17 protein-coding genes are annotated in these 20,915 nt (G+C 52.3%); 7 read left to right on the top strand and 10 right to left on the bottom strand.

Annotation, left to right across the window (positions count from 1 at the left end):
* Positions 1–14: 14 nt before the first annotated feature.
* From ACOQPU_RS26055 to ACOQPU_RS26030, 6 genes are all read right to left on the bottom strand, one after another.
* Positions 15–1,868, bottom strand: coding sequence for a MutS-related protein (locus tag ACOQPU_RS26055; protein ID WP_420642746.1), 1,854 nt, complete (start codon positions 1,866–1,868; stop codon positions 15–17).
* 188 nt (positions 1,869–2,056) lie between these two features.
* A complete protein-coding gene (locus ACOQPU_RS26050) occupies positions 2,057–6,163 on the bottom strand; it encodes a S8 family serine peptidase (RefSeq protein WP_420642745.1) in 4,107 nt (1,368 codons plus the stop codon).
* A 485-nt stretch (positions 6,164–6,648) separates the two neighbouring features.
* Positions 6,649–8,343 carry a peptidoglycan DD-metalloendopeptidase family protein gene (locus tag ACOQPU_RS26045; protein WP_420642744.1) on the bottom strand — a complete coding sequence of 565 codons (1,695 nt, stop codon included), beginning with the start codon at positions 8,341–8,343 and terminating at the stop codon, positions 6,649–6,651.
* Complete coding sequence (locus ACOQPU_RS26040) at positions 8,340–8,993, bottom strand: GIY-YIG nuclease family protein (RefSeq protein WP_420642743.1); 654 nt, start codon at positions 8,991–8,993, stop codon at positions 8,340–8,342. The genes ACOQPU_RS26045 and ACOQPU_RS26040 overlap by 4 nt, the downstream gene beginning before the upstream one ends.
* A gap of 10 nt (positions 8,994–9,003) precedes the next feature.
* On the bottom strand, positions 9,004–9,609 hold the full coding sequence (locus tag ACOQPU_RS26035; protein WP_420642742.1) for a hypothetical protein: 606 nt from the start codon (positions 9,607–9,609) through the stop codon (positions 9,004–9,006).
* 196 nt (positions 9,610–9,805) lie between these two features.
* Positions 9,806–10,723, bottom strand: a complete 918-nt coding sequence (locus ACOQPU_RS26030) for an ROK family protein (protein ID WP_420642741.1) — start codon at positions 10,721–10,723, stop codon at positions 9,806–9,808.
* Between the two features lie 138 nt (positions 10,724–10,861).
* Here ACOQPU_RS26030 and ACOQPU_RS26025 point away from each other — a divergent pair, with 138 nt between their 5' ends.
* The 7 genes from ACOQPU_RS26025 to ACOQPU_RS25995 all read left to right on the top strand — a co-directional run bounded on the left by ACOQPU_RS26025 (position 10,862) and on the right by ACOQPU_RS25995 (position 17,578).
* The gene (locus ACOQPU_RS26025) at positions 10,862–11,788 is read left to right on the top strand and encodes a class I SAM-dependent methyltransferase (RefSeq protein WP_420642740.1); all 927 of its coding nucleotides are present in this window, start codon (positions 10,862–10,864) and stop codon (positions 11,786–11,788) included.
* 142 nt (positions 11,789–11,930) lie between these two features.
* The gene (locus ACOQPU_RS26020; RefSeq protein WP_420642739.1) at positions 11,931–12,833 is read left to right on the top strand and encodes a hypothetical protein; all 903 of its coding nucleotides are present in this window, start codon (positions 11,931–11,933) and stop codon (positions 12,831–12,833) included.
* A gap of 139 nt (positions 12,834–12,972) precedes the next feature.
* A complete protein-coding gene (locus ACOQPU_RS26015) occupies positions 12,973–14,361 on the top strand; it encodes an MFS transporter (protein WP_420642738.1) in 1,389 nt (462 codons plus the stop codon).
* Between the two features lie 249 nt (positions 14,362–14,610).
* Positions 14,611–14,964, top strand: coding sequence for a YciI family protein (locus tag ACOQPU_RS26010; protein ID WP_420642737.1), 354 nt, complete (start codon positions 14,611–14,613; stop codon positions 14,962–14,964).
* 240 nt (positions 14,965–15,204) lie between these two features.
* Complete coding sequence (locus tag ACOQPU_RS26005; protein ID WP_420642736.1) at positions 15,205–15,552, top strand: YciI family protein; 348 nt, start codon at positions 15,205–15,207, stop codon at positions 15,550–15,552.
* Between the two features lie 97 nt (positions 15,553–15,649).
* Positions 15,650–16,909, top strand: a complete 1,260-nt coding sequence (locus ACOQPU_RS26000) for an RNA polymerase sigma factor (RefSeq protein ID WP_420642735.1) — start codon at positions 15,650–15,652, stop codon at positions 16,907–16,909.
* Positions 16,910–17,017: 108 nt separating this feature from the next.
* Positions 17,018–17,578 carry a DUF4287 domain-containing protein gene (locus tag ACOQPU_RS25995; RefSeq protein WP_420642734.1) on the top strand — a complete coding sequence of 187 codons (561 nt, stop codon included), beginning with the start codon at positions 17,018–17,020 and terminating at the stop codon, positions 17,576–17,578.
* A 201-nt stretch (positions 17,579–17,779) separates the two neighbouring features.
* Here the strand turns inward: ACOQPU_RS25995 and ACOQPU_RS25990 are convergent, their stop codons facing one another.
* The 4 genes from ACOQPU_RS25990 to ACOQPU_RS25975 all read right to left on the bottom strand — a co-directional run bounded on the left by ACOQPU_RS25990 (position 17,780) and on the right by ACOQPU_RS25975 (position 20,899).
* Positions 17,780–18,397 carry a DUF6338 family protein gene (locus ACOQPU_RS25990; protein WP_420642733.1) on the bottom strand — a complete coding sequence of 206 codons (618 nt, stop codon included), beginning with the start codon at positions 18,395–18,397 and terminating at the stop codon, positions 17,780–17,782.
* 33 nt (positions 18,398–18,430) lie between these two features.
* Entirely contained in the window at positions 18,431–19,567 is a 1,137-nt protein-coding gene (locus ACOQPU_RS25985) for a hypothetical protein (RefSeq protein WP_420640640.1), read from the bottom strand.
* Between the two features lie 37 nt (positions 19,568–19,604).
* Positions 19,605–19,913, bottom strand: a complete 309-nt coding sequence (locus ACOQPU_RS25980) for a YgiT-type zinc finger protein (protein ID WP_420640639.1) — start codon at positions 19,911–19,913, stop codon at positions 19,605–19,607.
* A 152-nt stretch (positions 19,914–20,065) separates the two neighbouring features.
* The gene (locus ACOQPU_RS25975; RefSeq protein ID WP_420645842.1) at positions 20,066–20,899 is read right to left on the bottom strand and encodes a transposase; all 834 of its coding nucleotides are present in this window, start codon (positions 20,897–20,899) and stop codon (positions 20,066–20,068) included.
* Positions 20,900–20,915: the final 16 nt, after the last annotated feature.

Here is a 20,915-nt window from a genome sequence, read left to right as displayed (position 1 = left end):
CAGTGTTCAGGAGATTAACGATTATCGTTCAAAGTCGGCACGGGCAGGCCCGCCAAAGCCATAATCTTGAGGGCGTTGGTGGTAGGGCATGGGCCGGGATGCAGCCTGTAATCGAATACCATACGGCCGTCTACCACATCATCCCGAAAATGGACATTGGTTAGCTTTGCAGCGGCCTCAGCTAGCTGCACCAGCTCCAAATCGTGGGTGGCGATTGCCCCTAAGCCATTGCCCTGTACCAACGCTTCAATGTAAGCACGACTGCCAATCAGCCGCTCACGGTTGTTGGTTCCTCGAAAAATTTCGTCTATTAGGAAGAGCAACGGCCGTTCTCCTTTATCATTCAGCGCAGTGAGTAACTGAGACAGACGCCTCACTTCCGCATAGAAAAAAGAGAAGCCATCATTGAGCGAATCTGCTACGCGAATGGTGGCAAACAGGCGCAGCCAACTAGCCCGGAACGATTGCGCCACCACCGGTCCACCTGCGTAAGCCAACGCCAGATTGACCCCAATCGTGCGTAAAAAGGAGCTTTTCCCAGCCATGTTAGAACCGGTAATCAGATAAATGGATTGTTGGGCATCCAGGTGCAAATCATTGCAAACTCGGTGCGGGCTGGCGATGAGCGGATGCCCCAAACTGGTTGCCGCTATTTCTGGCGATGGTGCATCTTCCAGCGAGGGCCAGGTGCATTCGCCCGGATTTAGCCAGGCAAAGGCGGCCAAACTGCTGGCAGCTTCCAACTCAAACCAGATGTCTAGCCAGCGGGGCAACCGGACTGCCAAATCGGCACGGCATTGATCCAACCGGTAGGCAAAATAGATATCCCAGGGCACAAGTGTGTTTAGCACAAGGCCCAGCAGCCAATTTAGGCGCAAACCAACCCCCGTGACGACACGCTGCACGTTTTGGATGTGGGTAGACGGCCGTTCCTCCGCCACCAAAAAAGGAGTACACAGTTGGGCCGTGTGGGGCATTTTGCCAAACTGCCATCCTTCCAAAAAAGCGAACACGCCATTCAGCACTCGCAGTCGATCCGTCAGGAACATCACGTCGCTAAACAAGGTTTCTGCCCGCTGATACCCCAGCGTGATGAACAACACCCCGTATAGCAAAATGGAGCCAAGCCACAGCGGCGGCCAACCCCAAAATTGGGTTCCCGCAAAAAGCAGCCAGTTCACCACGGCCAACACAGACAAGCCGATGAGCAACGGCCGTAATGAACCCCCACCCGCCTCTTTTTGCAGCCAGTCCAGCAATGCCTGCCCCGCCCATTGCTCGTCATCATCCTCAATAGCCAGGTTCGCTTGCAGCCACAGCCGCTCACGGAAGACTGTTTGTGAAGCCAATTCCTGCACTAACTGCTGCCGTGCCAGCACCTGCTCTTTTTCTAGCTTTGTTTCCAAAAGCCATTGGTGCAATCGTTCGCTACCTTCACGGGAAACGGCCGTATCCAACAAACGATGCACCGAAAATTCACCCACCAAATCAATGTCCACCGCGAAGGGATGCTCTGCCGGGACGGGATGATTTTGGGCAGCAGGAATCCCATCCCACGCCAAATTCATGCGTGCAATCTGGGACTGCTTCAATTGTTGCCAGAGGATGAGGCGGGTGACGGCCGTCTCCACCCGCCTGTGGGTGATGACTGTAATGATGAAGGGGATGAGCAGAACGGCCGTGCTCACCAACCACACCACCGGCCCCCACTGTAAAAATGCTGCCCCACCCAGCAGAAAAGCCCCCACAAACAACATCAGCCGCCAACGAGACAAACCGTCACTCTGCTTCTGCAAATCTACCAAACGACGAGCCAAACGAGCCTGCTGTTGCTGCAAAAGTTGAAGACGCTGTGTTTTTCTATCCATCGTGCGGATTATAGTAGGGGCGAAGCGTTTGGCACACAACTAAGACAAACCATTCAATTTCCTCGCATACGCTTCGCCCTTTTGCTTTGGCAAACAAAAAAGCCAGAGCGCATTTATTCATGCGCTCTGGCCTCCAAATCGGGCAATTTAATACAAATTACCCAGTTACCAAATTACTCAATTATCCACTACGGCACCGTAATCTCCACCGGAACCTGCAACAACCCAGGTGCTTCCGCTGGCCCCATCAGAATTAGGCCAGAGTAAGTGCCAGAAGCGAAGCCGGTGGTATCCCAGTTCACGTCAATCGTGGCCGAGCCACCTGCCGGAATGGAGGATGGCAGATTGCTCACCGACAAATCGGTCCCTTGAACCGCATTAATCGTCAGCTCAAAGGTGTCGGACCCGCTGGGAACGCTCCAGCCATGCACAGCGACCGTGTACGCGCCGTCTTCAGGGAAGAAGATGGCGACGTTTTCAACATCGGTTGATGTTGTTGAAGAAGCGACCAACGCACCGGATGGGTCGTAGACGAATAGGTCAATATCCGAGCCAGCGGTGCAGCAGGTTGAAACCTCCAGCAACGCGCCATTGGCAATATCAACCGTTGTCACAAAGGACGCCGTAGAAGGATCGTTGGGATCATCCTGCAAGATGTCTTCCGTGGAGGTAACAGGACCACCCAAGCCAAAGCCTTGTGCCACAAAGCCACCCATATCTAGCTCACTGCTGATGGTGAGGCTGGTGGAACCAGGCCCTGCCGCCGCGGACGAGACAATAGCACCAGGATCAAGATTTACCAGACCCACGGTTCCACCGAACGGTTCGTCCAGGCTGTTACCGTCTACCCGAACTTGGTGGAAGAAGATGCCGTGCAAACCATCCTGCACTGGTGCCGCCACAATTTCACGCGGGCCACCGGTAGATGTGTCGAACAGCCAACGGCCGCTGCCAATGTAGCCATAGTTGCTGCGACCCACCTCAGACAAGGTGTATGGGCCGTAGAAAGCAGAGCCGGGGTAGCCACTCAGCAAGCCATCACAATCAACACCATTGCTTAGGCAATCTTCCGTTGGCCCCAGGATGATGGTGTCGATGTCTGTACCAGCACCATGCCAACTGTTGTCTACCACCAGGTAAGACGTGCCATTGGCTGGCAATTCATCCCCGTCCACATCGGTCCAGAAGAAGCGCCAATCGCCAGACTCAGCCCGCCAGGTGTAATCGGTGTAGCCAAAAACGGTGTCGTTGTCGTACAACATGGGCACATCGAGAATGGCAGCAGAACGGCCGTCTGGCGCATTTGCCTGACCGAAATTAAACGAGGTACCAGAGGCAGCCACGGCAACCGTCACCGGAAGAACAACCTCTTCGCCACCAAAGTTCAAATTAACGGAACCTTGATACATACCGTACGGGGTATTAGGTGGTACGCTCAGCGTCACATTAAAACTGCGCGTCTGGCCGGGAGCCAAGCTGAACGCGCTGCGCGTTGGCCGCGCCCACTGCCAGTTTTGCAGCTTCCAGTAAGAAACTTCCAGACCCAAATCAGTCTGCGGCACTTCAGTTACCTGATCCCGATGACGCAAGGTGACAAAGATACCGTCTGTCATCCGCTCCAGCGGGTTGGCCACACGGGCCTGCTGTGTCGGACCTGCGTTATAACCATAGGTGAAGCGAATATGTTCACCGGTGTCCACTTCACCAATGTCTACCTTGCCATTCCCATTGGCATCCTCCCACAAGTAACCATCGCCATCCAAATCAGTCCAATCTTGGATGTGAACGCGCCAATTATTAAATGGCTCAAACAAATCTTCGTTCGGGTCAAACTGATTGTGCGGCTTCGTTAAGCGCGCCATCATCAAATCGGTACCCGCCGGAATATAGGGATCGACACGGAAGGCGTAGTCTGGCGTCGTGAATGAACCGTGATCCAGAGATTGATCCAGCGAAGTGAACGACAAATCGTCAGAACCAATCTGAACGTGCGTTTCTGTGGTGATGCGTACAGTCATACGATGGTCACTTACGTTTGTCACGGTGAAGGATTGGGTGTCTCGGTCACCAGGTTGCATGATATGGGCAAACGCGCCATATTCCACACCGCGATAATCGCCTGCAGACCAGCTAGCTGGGGAGACATACAAACCGCCATAGCCACCCGCCAAATCTGTACCCAAATCCGCATTGACCAAACCAGCACCCTGAGACCATACATCATGCTCAGTATTTGTTGCCGAGTTCATAATCATCGTGCGTGCCTGCTCGAAGGTAGGCCATTGCCCGAACTGATCGTACCAAGCCTGATACATTAGCGCGAGATTACCCGCCGCAACGGGTGCAGCCATAGAGGTACCCCCAAAGTTATCGGTGGCAATAGCACCCCACAAGACGCCGTTTAGTGAGAGAGACCCCGTACCAAAAGCACCGGTAGCCACAACATCTACCCCGGTTGCATTCCGGGCACCAGGGCCGCGATTGGACCAGGAGATAACGTCGCCGCCAACAATTTGATCGGCTGAGGCAATCGCTTCAAAGAGGCCAATGGTTCCATAGAGAGTTGAAGCACCTACAGAAATGCCGCTGGCTGGGGATGGCGGCGCAGACGTGCCGTAGCCAGCCGCACCGTTCCCTGTAGAGAACAAGAGCGCAGTGTTTGGCGCAAAGGAACGATTCACAATGTCAATCAGACGGGAGTCCGTATCGAAACCGTCATTGTCGGTGCCGCTGTACCCCCAAGAGTTGCTCACAATTTGAACATCATCACTGGTTCCTGAAATGCCATCATAGCCAAGGCCCGCAAATACATAGGCATCTTCTACAAATGGTGTCAGGTAGAAGTCACCATTTTGGGTAGAGGCAACATCTTTTCCGGGGCCTACAACCAAGCCTTGGAAACCAGCGATTGGCGAACCGCCAGCACCCCAATTTACGGAGCCAGCAACAATGCCTTGGCCCACAGCGACAGAGGTGGTACCCATTCCGTGTGTGCCACCGCCTTCGGTGAAGTCTTGCACGTGGAAGGCAACCAAATCACCATTGCCGTAAGCGGAACCGGGTACACCCCAATACCAATCGAGGGTAGGCACGGCCGTTTCGCCATCGGCAATAAAGTAAACGAGGCCACCAGAAACGTCATTCAGGCCGTCGAAGTCATAATCGAGGCAGGCAGCTTCCTGGTTGCTGAAGTCGCGGGTGAGGCGAGCCGGTGTATCATCGCTGAAGTCGTAGTTGTAGTTGATGTCTACATATACGGTATCGTAAACGCCAGCTTCATTTTCATCGACGACCAGTACCGCTGCCCGTTCACCCGAAACGGCCGTTGCGTCCCCAAACGCCCCACTCAGAATATCGGCAACCGCAGCCAACGCCTTATCAGGATGAGAGCCATAATGATATTCACCACTCAGGCTGGTTCCGGTCACAGTGTAATTATGTGATTCGGCAGCACCGATGGGCGCAAAGCTAAAATCGCCCGCTGCCGTTGCGGACGTGTCAGCATAATCAGCCAAGCCGCCAGAAATCAACGTCGTGCCAACGAAGTAATCGAAAGCTGCGTAGTAGCTAGAAACCGAATCAAACATCTGCGGCAAGCCGTAGTAGGGCGATGAGGCATCGTCGATATAAGCCCAGGTGCCGTGCAAGTCAGGATGGCAATAATCCGCGCCAGAGTCGTTAGACATGTAGCGGACGCCTGCACCCGTGTAGCCCTTGGCCCATGCATCTTGCGAGCCATGAACCGCACCCGTCGTACCGTACCAGCCTTCTGGGGCTGGGCCAGGGCTGGCTTCGCCAGATAAGTTCAGCGCAGGTGTGACGTTGCTATTGAGGTTAGATTCAATATCGGGGTCTAGCGGCTGCGGAACGTCTACCAGGGATTCGGAACGACGCAAGGTGATCACATCTGGATCGGCAGCCATTTTGAGGATAGCTGTCGGTGAGGCAAACCCGGCAGCCACCGTTGTGCCCAACGGATCAGCGAAGGGACGGGCAAACCATTGCGAAGCGTAATTGCTGAGGTCTGCACCGGCAGTAATCCGAGCCACAAACTGCAATTCACTGCTGTTTGTAGCTGCGCCGCGCGCCGCAAGTGCTGGCCCATTAGGCTGAGCTGCCCCAGCCAGAGCAGCATCAATATCTGCCAATAGATTGGGGTGAATTTTGGCGCGGGCATTGCCAACGGCCGTTGGCGTTGCCTCATTAGCTGAAGCAGCAGAGGCCATCACAATGAGACCTAAACTGATCAGAACCAATAAAAAGCCAAGTTTGCGCCTTTTGAATAATGTTAGCATAACTTCCTCCTAACTTAAGAATAACGAGCTATTACTTCCATGCGTGGCAACTATTGTGGGGAAATTTCGATGAGCACCTCCTATTAATTAACTGCGTTTTGCAACAAAAAAACCTGGACATTGGCCGCAAATTGCCGCCTGCCCAGGCTTGGTACAAATCAACTGCCTTCAGGTTGAAAACCAAGAACCCAAAAGCAGGGGTATAAATTGAGATTTAGATAGCTGATTGACTGCACGTATCGTTTTGTCCCACAAATTTGCAAATCACAAAAGGGGGCTGATGTTAGCTGAGTCGTGAAATTGTGATTTACTCAGTGAAAACGGGAGAATCATCACCTTCTGCATTCAAAGCCTATTCTTGTTTTCACTTATACAGTTTGTTTACTTCAAGGGTTTTGCAAAGACAGATTTAAGTATAGCAAATTTTGTCAATCTGTTGAAGAATTTTTAGATTTTGTAAGAATTTCAGCGGTTACAGACAGGTTTCAGGGCGAAAACAGATTTTCTAAAAGTTCACGGGTTTCAATTGGGCGCAAATATTGGCCTAGGTAAATGTCAATATTATCAAGCCATAGCTCAAAGTGTAAGTGAGCATCCTCGGTTTCGCTGTTAATGGAAGCAGGGGAGCCAGTATTCCCAATAAGACCGATTTGCTGCCCAGCGGCTACGGCCGTTCCCTCCTCAATGTCCGCCGCAATGCCACTCAGGTGCACGTACCGGGCCACAAAGCCATCCTCCTGCAAAATCCAGATTTGCATTCCTCGGTAAAAATCCAAATTATCTGGTGCGGTGTAGCCCAGTTCTAGATTCTCGGCGCGGCGAAGGTTAAAAGCTCTTTCAGACGGCCGTTCATAATCTAACGTGGCGCGAATGACTGTGCCAGGCACCGCTGCGTGCACCGGCGTGCCGTTGGCCCAGTAAAAGTCAATCCCTTCATGGATGCCCAGCCGATAATGGCGCGGCGCACCTGGCATTTGCAGATCGCGCAGCGTCAGATCGTCGTGATTGCCAGTGACGGGCCAGGCATAAGTGAGATTGGTATGCCAGACGGCCGTATCGTGCGGCTGCGGCGCAGGCAGGATGTGACCACCTGTTACCAGGCGATTGTTTTCCGGCTGCTGCCAAAAGAAAAGCTGGTCGCGTCCCGCCAAAAGCAGCGTGTCACCCACTGCGTTGGCCGCAAAGGTACTTACGCCAGGCAATTGAAACACAGCCTGCATTGCGCCCGTCTCTGGCTGTAAGCTGAGTAATCGCCGACCCGCCATGTCTAGGACGTAGACGGCCGTTTTTGTGGCTACAATCTGGCGTGGCTGGATGATGGTGATGGTGGGGGTAAAGCTGGTTAAACGAGCCGTCTCTTGGAAAAGGGCAATGGTGGCGGTGCGGTCCGGGTTACGCCACAGCGTATAAATCTTGTTACCTACGCCGCTCACATCCACTGGCAACACCTCTTCTGGCAACGACCACAGTCGCTGACGGCCGTCGGGGAAAAAGTATTGGGCGTAGCGGTAGCTTGTTTCCAACCGCAGCCGCTGGCCGCTGCCTGCCGTATCGTAGCCCAATGCAACAAAGTAATGGCTAGACGTCTCGCCAATTTCCCGCTCGTATCGCTCAAGCTGCCAAACGCCGATCGCCAAATCGTACGCATACAAATCGCCGGTCCGATCCAGCACCAGCAAAGCTCCTCCAACCAAAGCCAGATCAATGGGCTCTTGTACCAGCAAGCCCTCTACAAAATCGCCTGGCTGGAGCAGCGGCTGGGGCGGTATGCCGTCTATCAAATCGAGTCGTAGCACCCGTCCACCATCGAGCAAAAAGGCGGTGTTAGCGTTCATTTCCAGCGCAATTGGGTGCCAGAAGCTGCCGGGTTCAAATTGCCAAAGGCCGCTGTTATTGGGCAACAGTTGGCGAAAAGCTGCGTTGTGGGCTACGGCCGTTTCCTGCATCTCAACATCAAGCGGGTTGTCCCACATGGGTAGCGGTACGGTGGTGGGCACAGGCGTTGGTTCTTGGGTAGGAATAGGTTGCGTTGCGGTGGGGAGAACGACCGTTGCCCCCGCAGTTGGCTGGCCAGAAGGTGCAATTTCAGCTAGCGGAGAGGGTGTAGCTACCGGTGGCGGTGTGGCACAAGCAAGCAGGCCACCCAACAGCAGTAGCCAAAGCAGGTGGCGGCGCATCATAGCTCAATCTCTCGCAAAAAGTTGGTGAGTTCTTCCGGGAAATTTTGCCACCAATCCGGAACGGCCGTTACCTTTAGCAAATGGGTTCCACCAGGATCATCTGTGCTGCCCAGGCCAGGAACAAGCGGGGTGATCTCAGACAATGTGAGGAGGTAGTGAGCAACGGCCGTTTCCAAATAGCGATTATTAAATCTGGCCACGGACTGCGCGGGTTTTTTCTCTCTGCCTTCCTCTTTGTTCCGCTTTTCTGCCCGGATGATGTAAACGGCCGTTAAGTCCATTGCCACCTCATCCAGCAAAAAATCCACATGCCAGCGCAGCTTTTTGCCTGTTGGCGGATACAGCGGCGTCGGCCCCAATCCAATTTTTGGAAAAACGGCCAATATTTGCCGCCTAATGGGATGTGGATTTTGGCTATCGCTCCGGCTGGCGTGACGCAGCAGCCGTCGCGCTAGCGAGGTGGCTCCCTTTTGCGCCATCGCCGACCCAACGTACAAGTACACTCCGATGGGAACCTCTATAGGCTGACCTTGCAAAAAACGGCCGAACTGCACTTGCAACGGCACATTTACCTGCATTCGCAAAATGTACGCGCCACCCTGTGACTGCTCACCCCAACAGAAAATCCCCCCGTCCCGAAAATACAGCATATTTCTCCATCTACTTTTTAAATTTGGACAATGAGCGCAAGGTGCCGCCGCTCTCTTTGAGTTGCAGACCCACATTGTTCAAATCTTTGCCCGTTTCTGTGAGTGCGCCGCCCAACTCCCGTAAATTTTTGGAAACGAGCCGCAAATCAACCCCAATCTGCTTTAAACGGGACGAGCCATCGCTGAGCTTGCCGGCAGCATTGTCTAAAATGCCTTCTTCGCCAAATTCAATACCGCCAACTACTTTGCTGCCCAATACTTCAATATATTTTGGCTTAACGCTGGGGATACGCACCGCATCTAGCTGCTTGCCCAAGCTGGCCATAATTTTGGCCGCTTCCGCCAGCTCATCCTGACAGCGATCCAGCGCATTGGCCGCCAGCTCAGATACCTCGCCTGCGCTAGGCGACCCTTTCTTATCGCCAGACAAAAAGGCGCTGGCTTTCACGGCACTGCTTCCAGCCGATTCGATGCTGCTGCCAGTGTCATCTAGCAACGTCGGCAGATTTTCTACTAGGTCAATGAATTTTTCCCGGTTATTCCAAACCAGGTTTACAACTTCCACCACCTTTTTCATATCAATATCGTCAAATTTATCAAATAGCTTGTCAAACATAGCACCGTCCTCAATGGTTAAGAATTAAATGCAATGTGCAACTTTTACACTGCATCCAGAGGAGGGAGCATTCTCAAATGCGACCGTTGGCATCTGAGGATGCCAAATCCTCTCTGGCAAAATGAAAGTTGCACATTAGGTGAATTAATTGTAAAGGGTTAACGGTTAGAAGGATTTTGACCCATTTGGTCACAATTTAGAGCAACGCCAGGGCAACTGCGCCCCAAAGTGGTGCATCATCGCCAAGTTGTGCTGGCACGATGTCGAACTGCACTTCAGGCAAAGCTGTCTCTTTGGCAGTTTGACACACCAGTTGCCACCAACGTTCGCCAGATTTGGTAACGCCGCCCCCCAGCACGGTGCGGCTGGGGTTGAGCAAGTTGGCTGCGTTGCCCAGGCCAATGCCCAAACTTTTTGCACCCCGTTCCAGAATAGCAACGGCCGTTTCTTCTCCAGCCTCTGCCCATTCCGCCACCAACTTACCCGACACCTGTGCCAAAGGCAAACCACGTGCTTCAGCTACATCTTGCGCCATATACGGGCCAGAAGCCAGCCGCTCTACGCAACCCCGCTTGCCACAGAGGCAAAGCGGCCCGCTGGGATCCACCACCGTATGCCCAATTTCCCCCGCCATGCCAGTTGCTCCCCGGTACGGCCGTCCGCCCAAAATCCAGCCGCCGCCCACCCCCGTACTCACCGTCACGTACAGCAAATCGGCCACGCCGCGCCCCGCGCCGAAGTGCCACTCCCCCAACGCAGCTACGTTCGCATCGTTGTCTACTTCCACAGGCGACAGGAAAGCATCCGTAAAAAGCTGACGGATGGGCACGTTTTGCCAACCGGGCACGTGGTGACTCAAGCGCACGACACCAGCTTTGTAATCTACCGGGCCGCCGAAGCTAATACCAATGTGGGACGGCCGTTCACTCCCCAACAACTCTCGCGCCATTACCAACATCGTCTCAATGTCTGTCTGCGCTGAAGCACCGGACGGCGAAAAGCGACGCAAATGGCCGCGCCACGTTGCCTGAGGATCAACCAATGCGTCAGCCTCCACCACTGCTGCCGACAGCTTCGTCCCGCCAAAATCACACGCCAAAATCAACTCTGCCATTCCACCACCTTTTGCTATACTCAGGAACTTACCCGCAGATTTCGCAGATTCGGGCAGATTTTTCTCTCTCTTCTCGGTGAATTTCAATACCTTCTCTGCGCAACTCTGTGTTCTTGCTTTTAAAACAAAGGAAACCGTATGTCCGCCATGTTAACCAATCGCCTGCAAAAGCGTATGCGCCATCTGCGCAAGTGGGCTAAACGTCACGATATTAGCTGTTACCGCCTCTACGAGCGAGACATTCCCGAATTTCCTCTCATCGTGGATTGGTACGATGGTGAGGCAGTGGTCTGGCTGTATATGCGCCCCAATGACGATGATGAAGCGTGGCATGATGACGCTCTTAACCAGGTTCAAGAGGCGCTCAATTTATCGCCGCGCCAGATTTTCGTGAAGACTCGTTCTCGGCAGCGTGGCCTCCAGCAACAATATGAACGATTTGGCGAAAAAGGCCACGTGCGGCTGGTGCAGGAACATGGGCTTAAGTTCGAGGTCAATCTAAGCGATTATCTAGACACCGGCCTCTTTTTAGACCATCGGCAAACGCGAGCCATGGTGCGGGATGAGGCAACGAGCCAGCGCGTGCTGAATCTGTTTGCCTACACCGGTTCGTTCACCGTGTACGCCGCAGCGGGTGGTGCAAAGACCACCACCACCGTGGATTTGAGCAAAAATTATTGTGCCTGGGCAGAGCGGAATTTGCAGCACAATGGCTTCCGTGCGGGCAAGCAAAATCGGGTCATTGCTCAGGACTGTTGGGAATTTTTGGTAGATGACCAGCGCAGCTACGACTTGATTGTGTGCGATCCGCCTACCTTTAGCAATTCCAAGCGGATGGCACGCAGTTCGTTTGCGGTGGAGCGGGATCATCCAGAGCTGATTCGCGCCTGTTTGGCGCGACTAGCCAGCGGCGGCACGCTGATTTTTAGCACCAACTCGCGTGGCTTCAAGCTGACCAAGACTGCCCTGCCGCATGGTTTTGCGGCCCAGGAACTCACGCCGCAAACCATTCCGGAGGATTTTCGCAACGACAAAGTTCACCGCTGCTGGCGCATTGCGAAGTAGGCAACAATTGTGATTCTGACCAAAGGGAAGAATCCCGCTCAACAAAAGAAAAATGAAACTGTGCTTGGCAAAGTTGTTTGTCATTGAAGGTTGGCTGGGATGCTTCACTCCGTTCAGCAAGACAAGGGGGAGGGTTTGAGTTATGAGTAAATTGATTTCATGGCAAGAATTTGAGGCAATGGATGAGGCAGCGCGGCAGGCAGCGTTGGCTGAGATGGGCAAGATGGTGGCGCAAACGGCCGTTTTCCAACACACCACCGACATGCTCAGCTACCACAACCAGTTGGTCTCGCTTATCCAGCTCCTCCAAAATGGCTACACGCAATTGCAGACCAGTGACAATCCCAGCGAATGGCAGCAGCAAACCATTGCTGCCCTGCTCATGGACACGCTCATCTTCCAATTTTTGGAAAGTGATTCGCCAGAGCGTGAAAATGCCCCGTCAGAACTGGTAAACGCGCTGCAATCTATTGTGCCCATAGATGCAGACGAGCTGAACCGCTACTTAGCTCATCTTCGTGGCTACACGCAATACCAGTGGCAACTGGCCCACCTCACAGAACATCCGCCCCAAAACATGGCTGTGCTAATGATTGAATTTTTGGCTTTTGCCTACAAAGAAGAGAAGGTTGCCTACGGCCGTACCAACCTCATCCGCCACTTACTGCCCACCTACTTTGTGGAACGGCGCACCGGGCAGCTTAATCCCCGCCAGAATATAAGCGATCTGATGCGGCAAGGTCGCCCCATCCCCAAACCACCTGCCGGTTTTCATCCACTGGCACCAGACAAAGAGAGTTTACAGCGGTTCTTGGCCAAGCTGCTCAACTATGATCCGGTACGGCCGTATGCCGCTGCCGCCCTCTTCACCCTGTTGCCCATCTGGCTACGCTTCCTGCAAGTCCGCAACCTACTCACGGATGCCGAGGCCGACGCGGCGCTAGATGATTTGGCCTGGCTCAAAGGCGATCTACATAGCTATTTTGCTAATTTGGCGGGAGACGATGCTTTGGCAACGGCCGTTGCCAACTGGCCAGGTAAATGACACTTGTGAAGATTTCAAAAGTCTCATGCCTAGTTGTTATTGAGCAAGCCACCATAAGACTTTTGGAATCTCTGTCAGCATTCGCCAATCAATCTAAAGCGTGATAGAAATTGCCACCTACTAAACCAGGAGAGAAAAGATGGCCGCATCCACACTTGACAACACAGAATCTACACCCAAACTCAGCTTTGGCCGCAAGCTCGCTTTTGGCATTGGTGATCTGGGACCAGCATTGGTGGCCTCGATTCAGGGCTTTTTCCTCAACGCCTTTTTACTAGACATTGCCGGGATTCGCCCGGCTGCTGCGGGCATCATCTTCCTCATCGTCAAAATTTGGGACAGCGTCAACGATCCGCTCATTGGCCGCCTGACCGACCGCACTAACACCCGCTGGGGTCGCCGCCGCCCCTGGCTGCTCTTTGGCGCGATTCCGTTTGGGCTGGCCTGGTTTATGCAATGGCTGGTACCTGATCTCGGTCCCAATGGCCTGTTTTGGTATTACCTGATTGTGGCTTTGCTGTTGGATACGGGATTTACGGCCGTCAACGTTCCCTACACCGCCCTCACCCCGGAACTCACCCAAGATTACGACGAGCGCACCAGCCTGAATTCGTTCCGCTTTAGCTTCTCCATTTTGGGCGGATTGGCTGCATTGGCCGTCCACAGCGTGCTAATCGAAGCGTTTCCCACCGTGACGCAAGGATACGCTATCAGTGCCGCCGTGATGGGGGGCATCATCATCCTGAGCAACTTCATCACCTTCGCCTTCACCAAAGAAACGCACTTTAAGGATGCTGCTGAAGAGGACGACCCGGGCTTTATTGAAGGGGTGAAGATTGCTTTGCGGAATCGGCCGTTTTTGTACGTAGTCGCTATTTACCTACTCTCCTGGCTCTGCATTCAATTTGTGCAGGCCAACATGCTGCTCTACGTGCGCTACTGGGTCGGCGGCGAAGACCGCTTCATCCAGTTAGCTTTTGCCTTGCAGGTTTCCGCCTTCGTCTTTTTGATTATGTGGTCCAAAATCAGCCAAAAATGGGGCAAGCAAAATGTGTATTACGTGGGGATGAGCTTTTGGATTTTCGTGCAAATTGCTATCTTTTTTGTGCAGCCGGGGCAGTTCAATCTGGTGCTGGGGCTGGCCGTCCTGGCAGGCGTGGGCGTCAGCGTGGGCTACCTTATCCCCTGGAGCATGTTGCCAGACGTGGTGGAGCTAGACGAGTTAGAAACGGGCCAGCGGCGGGAGGGCATTTACTACGGCTTTTTTGTCTTTTTGCAGAAGCTGGGCATCTCGCTGGGGCTGGCACTCTCCAACTTTGCCCTGGAAGCCGCCGGGTATATCAACGCCGAAGATTTGACAAACCTGCCGGAGCAGCCAACGGCCGTACTCACCGCCCTCCGCATTTTTGTGAGCCTGGTACCCGCCGTGATTTTGCTCCTCAGCTTCCCCATCGTGCGCAGCTACCCCATCACCCGCGAAAAGCACGCCGAAATTCTGGCCGCCATCGCTGCCAAAAAACAATCTTAAACTAGCCACAGAGGGCACAGAGTTTTTAGAGATTCCTCTCTTTTCTCTGTGCCCTCTGTGGCAAAATTCCCATCAATTTTGAAATTTGTTGTTGCTCCGTGTCGATCTGGTTCCAAGTTGTTCGTCGTATGGGTAACAAGGGTCGGAAACGGCCGTAACCATCCACGCCAAAACTTACACTGGCTAATGCAGGCTGAGCCTGTCGAAGCCAACTTTCGTAAGCAATGGACGTACAAAAAGGAGACAAAAATGCAATACTTACTGATGATCTACACCAACGAGCAACAAGATGCCCAGCGCACCCCCGAAGAACAAGAAGCCAACATGGGCGAATATTTCGCCTTCACCAACGCCGTGCGCGAAGCGGGCGTGATGGTGGCAGGCGAAGCCCTGCACCCCACCACTGCCGCCACCACCGTGCGCGTCCGCAACAATCAAATCAGCAGCACCGACGGCCCTTTTGCCGAAACCAAAGAGCAGCTTGGCGGTTACTACCTGCTCAACTGCGAAAATCTGGACGAAGCGATTAAATGGGCCGCCAAAATCCCCGGTGCCCGCGACGGCAGCATCGAAATCCGCCCCATCTGGGAATTTGAAGGGTAAGTTAGCCACAGATTTCGCGGATTAACGGGATAATTTTCGTGTAAATTCGCGAAATCCACAGTGGATCAATCAACCCAAATCATCTAATCTAGGGCTTACGCATTCACCCTAAACAGACTACAAAAGTCTTGTTCTCTCTGGAATAAACATTATTAGACCCAGACTTTTGTAGTCTTTCACAGTGTAAGTCCTGTAATCCTCAAAATCCGTGCAAGCCGCGGTCAGAAAAAGGAGACCAACATGCGATACATACTTTTAATTTACAATGACGAAAAATTAATCGAAGGTGCCAAACCGGAAGATTGGGAGGCATTGATGGTAGCGCATCAACAATGGAGCGCAGAGGCCACCGAACGGGGCATGAACCCCAGTGGGGATGCGCTGCACCCAACCGCCATGTCCAAAACCGTCCGCTTTGCCAACAACCAGGCCACTCTCACTACCGATGGTCCCTTTGCCGAAACCAAAGAGCAGCTTGGCGGCTTCTATATTATTAACTGCGAAACCGAAGAAGAGGCGTTGGAAATGGCTGCCAAATTGCCCACCGGAACTGGCTCCGTTGAAGTGCGCCCCGTCGTCGAATTTTAAAAAGAAAAACCATAGATTACGCAGATTACACAGATTTTTGCCTTTAAAACAACCTAAATCTGCGTAATCTGTGTAATCTGCGGATAACATTTTTTTTATGGAAGCGATTCACGAGACAATTGAGCGAACGTTCCGGGAAGAGTCAGGCCGAGTTTTGGCCGCTCTCATCAGCTACCTAAATGATTTTGACCTGGCCGAAGACGCCTTCCAGGATGCGCTCATCGTCGCGCTGGAAAAATGGCCGCAAGACGGCCGTCCTAAAAACCCCGGTGCCTGGATTACCACCATTGCCCGCAACAAAGCCATAGACCGCATCCGCCGCCGCAAAAACTTCGAGCAAAAGCAGCCATATCTGGTGGAACTCACCCAAAAACCGCCCGATCCCGACGAGTACGAAATGAACAGCATTCCTGATGAACGCCTCAAGCTCATATTTACCTGCTGTCATCCGGCACTGTCGCTGGAGGCGCAGGTAGCCCTTACTTTGCGGACGCTGGGTGGCCTGGAAACGGCCGAAATCGCAGCAGCCTTTCTCGTACCTGTGCCAACGATGGCCCAGCGGCTGGTTCGTGCCAAACGCAAGATTGCCCAGGCGGGCATCCCCTACCGCGTACCGCCCACCGAGCTGCTGCCAGAGCGGCTCAATGCCGTCCTCACCGCGCTCTACCTGATCTTCAACGAAGGGTACAACGCCAGCAGCGGCGATTCGCTGGTGCGCCAAGAGCTATCTAGCGAAGCAATACGCTTGGCGCAAATTTTGAACCATCTTCTGGCCGACGATCCCAATTTGGAAGAAGATGCGGAGGCGCTAGGGCTGCTGGCACTGATGCTGCTGCATGATGCCCGCCGCGCCGCTCGCGTAGGCCGCACGGGTGAACTCATTTTGCTAGAGGAGCAAGATCGCAGCTTGTGGGATAGTGAGCAGATTGGGGTGGGAACGGCCGTGCTCGAACGCGCTTTGCAAATGAGACAGCCCGGCCCCTACCAAATTCAGGCCGCCATTGCCGCCCTGCACGATCAGGCCACCACACCCCAGGAAACGGACTGGCCGCAAATCGCCGCCCTTTACAATGCCTTGCGACAGTACACCAGCTCCCCGGTAGTTGAACTCAACTGGGCTGTGGCTGTTGCCATGGCCGAAGGCCCCATGCGAGGGCTAACCTTGCTGGATGAATTGGCAGAAACAGGTACACTGGATCATTATCACCTGTTCCACGCGGCCCGCGCCGACCTGCTACGCCGCGCCGGATTTTATGACGACGCCCACGATGCTTACACCATTGCCCTGGATTTATGCAACAATACCGTCGAAAAACGGTTTTTGCGCCGACGATTAGCAGAATTGGGTAGTGAATAATGGCGAGTGGCGGGAAAATGCTAAACTTAACGCGCAAACTGGCATAATCGCCTACACGCAAATAAAACTAGCAAACTAACAACCAGCAACTAGCTTAAGGAGAACCAAATGACCGACAAAGTTGAAGCTGCTGCACAAAAGATGATTGAAAATTTAGAAAAGAAAACTGGCAAGTCGCTAGATCAATGGATTGCCATTGCTCGCGCCAGCGGCTTTGAAAAACACGGCCAGATTGTGAAATACCTCAAGACGGAACATGGCTTCACGCATGGGTTTGCCAATATGGTGTCGATTAAAGCGCGAGAAACGGCCGCTTCCCCCAAAACCGACGACGACCTGATTGCCAGCCAATACGGCGGCAAAGAAAATCTGCGCCCCATCTACGACGCACTCATCGCCGCCATCAACCAATTTGGCGACGACGTGGTGATTGCCCCCAAAAAAGCGTACGTCAGCCTGCGGCGCAACAAGCAGTTTGGGCTGATTCAGCCCTCCACCAAAACGCGGGTCGATGTGGGGATTAATTTGCAAGGTGATGTGATCGGCGGCCGGCTGGAAAAGTCCGGCAGCTTCAACAGCATGGTCAGCCACCGCGTTCGCCTCACCAGCACCGACGAGGTCAACGACGCTCTCATTGACTGGCTCCGCCAAGCGTATGATGATGCTTAATATTAATTACTGCTCGCAGTACAGCGAAAAGAATGTTTGAGCTTATGAGCTTTTTTTAGCGGGTGGTTTGGGCGGCGGTGTTTTTGGAATTTTGGGCTTTGGCGGAGGCGGATTGCTTCCGCCTCTTCGACCCCCGTCATTTCCACCGCCATTATCTGGAACTACTAGTCTCTTATCGTTATTATCCATTTTTGGTTTCTCCTAAATTTCTTCAAAATCAATGGGCATAAATCCTATCGAGTCGATTTTTTGGTTTTGGGTGATAAGCATTTCATCAAACCCTGTATCTTGCATTTCAAGTCCTTCGTCGCCTTCTATAATCCATAAAGGCTTATGAATTAATAAACAAATCTCTTGATTGCCATCTGAATAATATCTGGGCCATCCGTATAACCTTCTTCCATTCTCAAAATCGATTACAATGTATCTTTGGTAGTCCTGAAAAGCATCATCCCAAACAGAGAATCGTGATGACTTTTGAGAAACTCCCAACCTATTAAGTAACTTCATATGAAAGTTCTTTGCGAAAGAGTAGCTCAGGATTATTGGCAATATCATGCTGATTGCACTTAAAAAAATTAGAGCTTCAGCATCAAAAGTGTAATTTATAGTTCCTGAAGATTGATCGAAAGAAATTGCACTTTGTGGCTGTATCAAAGCATAAATCGCATAGATTAATAGAGAGAAGATCACAGCTTCCTCAATACGAGCTAAGTCACTTTGTTTTGTCTCTCTAGTGACAAATGAATCGAACAGCTTCGCTGCGAAAAATCCAGGTACTAAAAACAGAAGTATTTGAAGAGCTTGAAACGTGAACATAATTTCCCCACACGCACAAATTGAAGGGTGTAATTAGATTTTGTGTAACGGCCGTGCTCTGTGAGGAAAAATCCACCGATGGTCTTGCCACGGCTGCCTCTTTTGTGAACGCCTAGGTATCCTATCCGCCAGCTTCTCTAAATTCTCAACATCTGCTTCAGTAACAAGCTGAGATTGCGGAGCTTCTGCCTTCTCCAGCAGACGGTGCGCCTGTTTTGTAGCCAGAAAATGAGCCTGAATCGCTTGCCAAGAAGCACGCCAGCACTTGTTACAGATTGCCATGCGCAAGGCAAGCATCGGATTGAGGTTTTCATCCGCCCAGCGCATCCCAGCCTGTTTCATCCGTCGTTGCATCACCACCTTATGCCCAGACTCTACTATCCCAGATCCAATGGGAATTCCGTTTTTTCTGAAATGTGGATAATCTATCATCGTTTGACGTCGCTCAAGATAACGAATCGCTGCTTCTATTTCATCCGCTGCTGGGTGGGCTTGGTTTTGTGTCCATAGGAAACGCAATTCATTCAGCGTTCGTTGGGGTGCTTTTGTGCCTAACTGTTTAGACATCTGGGGATACCATTGTTGGAAACGGTCACTTTCTGCCCCATACAGGGCTTTGCCAATCGTGGCGATATACCCTTGGGCATGGGCAAAATCAATCACGCGTGTCGCTGTGGGGCAATGATAGTCGATGAAGCCCTGTATCCAGACAGCACCATCATTAACCGCGACAACTTTTTCAGCATTCTCCCCACCCCGTCGCTGCCACTCGACAATTGCCTTGTCGCTAAACAACTCTGCCTTATCTGCACTTGAGAAGTAGCTTATCTTGCCTGTTTTGGTCACGACTTCTTGTTTTTTAGCATCCCAGATAGTCTCAAATTCACCGAAGGCAACCGTTTTTACTTCGCGCCATTCGCCATTTCTTAGCTGTACCATTGCCCCATCTGCACTTACAATGAGTTGCTTTGGTTTGGCTATTGCTTTGGGGGCTGTCTTTTCCAGATGTTCTTTTTCTATTTCAATTAGCTCATCTGCTAGACGGCCGTTTCGCAGCGTGATTTCTCGTACGGTTGCTACGGAGATGTCGAGGCCCCACATCATTTCTAACTCTTCTTGGGCTTCTGCATAGGGTAGCCGGCTACCTAATCGGGTTACGGCCTCTTGCACTTGCGGCGTATACGCGCCTCTCAGCAACCTGAGTTTTTCATCCAGGGGGAAAAAGTGTCATCCCACATTCATGACACCTCATTTGCTCCCTTTCAATTGTGACTTTGTCGCCGTTTTTGGTTCGTAACGTTCGCGTTTTCTTCCCGTTTTTCATCATTGGCTGGTCGCAGTTTGGACAGTCCACCCTAGCCGCCTTCCCTTCTCTGGCCATTTGTGCGAGCAATTGCTGCCTAATTCCAGCTAACTCAGCATCAATCGCTTCTTCCATTTGTGTCAAATTGGCATCTTTGTTCTCTGCTTCCCACTGGTTCAATCTGTTGAGCATTTCATCGAGTTCTTTTTTCATCCCCCCATTTTCTGCTTCTTGCTTCCATTACACAACTTTTCATTACACCCCAAATTGAATAACCGCTAGCTTTTATTGTATCAGCGAAGGTAGAATTGTTGAAGTCCACTCATCGGAAAATTGTTATTTAACCTAAGCTCGACTTTGTACGTTTAAGTCGAATAACAAACAGTATCAACCAGACGGTCAAAAAGAGACCGTGGTATTTTTACAACATCTGGTTCAACAGGGGACATTGAAAAAATAGTTGCCGGAAACCAGAGTTGTTGGCGCACTGCACCCAGTGCATCAGAAAAAGTAGGACGCTCTTTAACATACCAGGCAGCTTGCTGCACGGATAATTGAGCCTGCTCAACTAGCAAATGAGCCGCCAGAGTGATCCAGGAAAACAAGCCTAACAAGATAGGCGTGGTGCGCTCAATGGCTTTATCTGACCACTGGCGTTGGGTTTCAACACCCAGATGAGCCCGCACTTCCTCAAAGGTCACTTCAACTTGCCAGCGTTGGACAAACCAGTTGAGGATTTGAAGTGAACCAAGCTCTGGTGAAGTCGAGAGCAACGCAATGGTTTCGTATTCGCCTCGTGGGTCACGAATCAATACCCAGCGAATGGGCACGGGGGGAAGACCACTATGATACCAAACGGCCGTTTGCGAAAAGATTTCCATCAATTGCGTTTGGCCATCATACCAGCGCACCTTAACAGATTGCCATTTTGTCTGCGGGTCATCGAGCATTGCTTGAAGCGTAGCTAATCGTTTCCCTTTCTTGGGCGGTCGACCAACTTTGCCGGTAGGCGGTGGTGCCGGTTGATAAAGGGCTGCATCCAGGCGTAAGCGCGTGATGACCGTTACCGGGTTGACCATGGTTTGACAAGCATGAAGAAATTCCAGAGCGGCATAGCTGTAATCAGCCACGGCCACCAGCGCGCGATGAGGCAGCCAGCGACGTAACTGGAAAATCATCTGCCTGGCCCAGTCTGTTATCTTTTTGCTAGCTACA

The sequence above is a fragment of the Candidatus Leptofilum sp. genome (assembly GCF_965223285.1).
GTDB lineage: Bacteria > Chloroflexota > Anaerolineae > Promineifilales > Promineifilaceae > Leptofilum.
The sequence above is the reverse complement of the archived record's forward strand: the minus strand, read 5'-3'. Positions and strand labels throughout refer to the sequence as shown.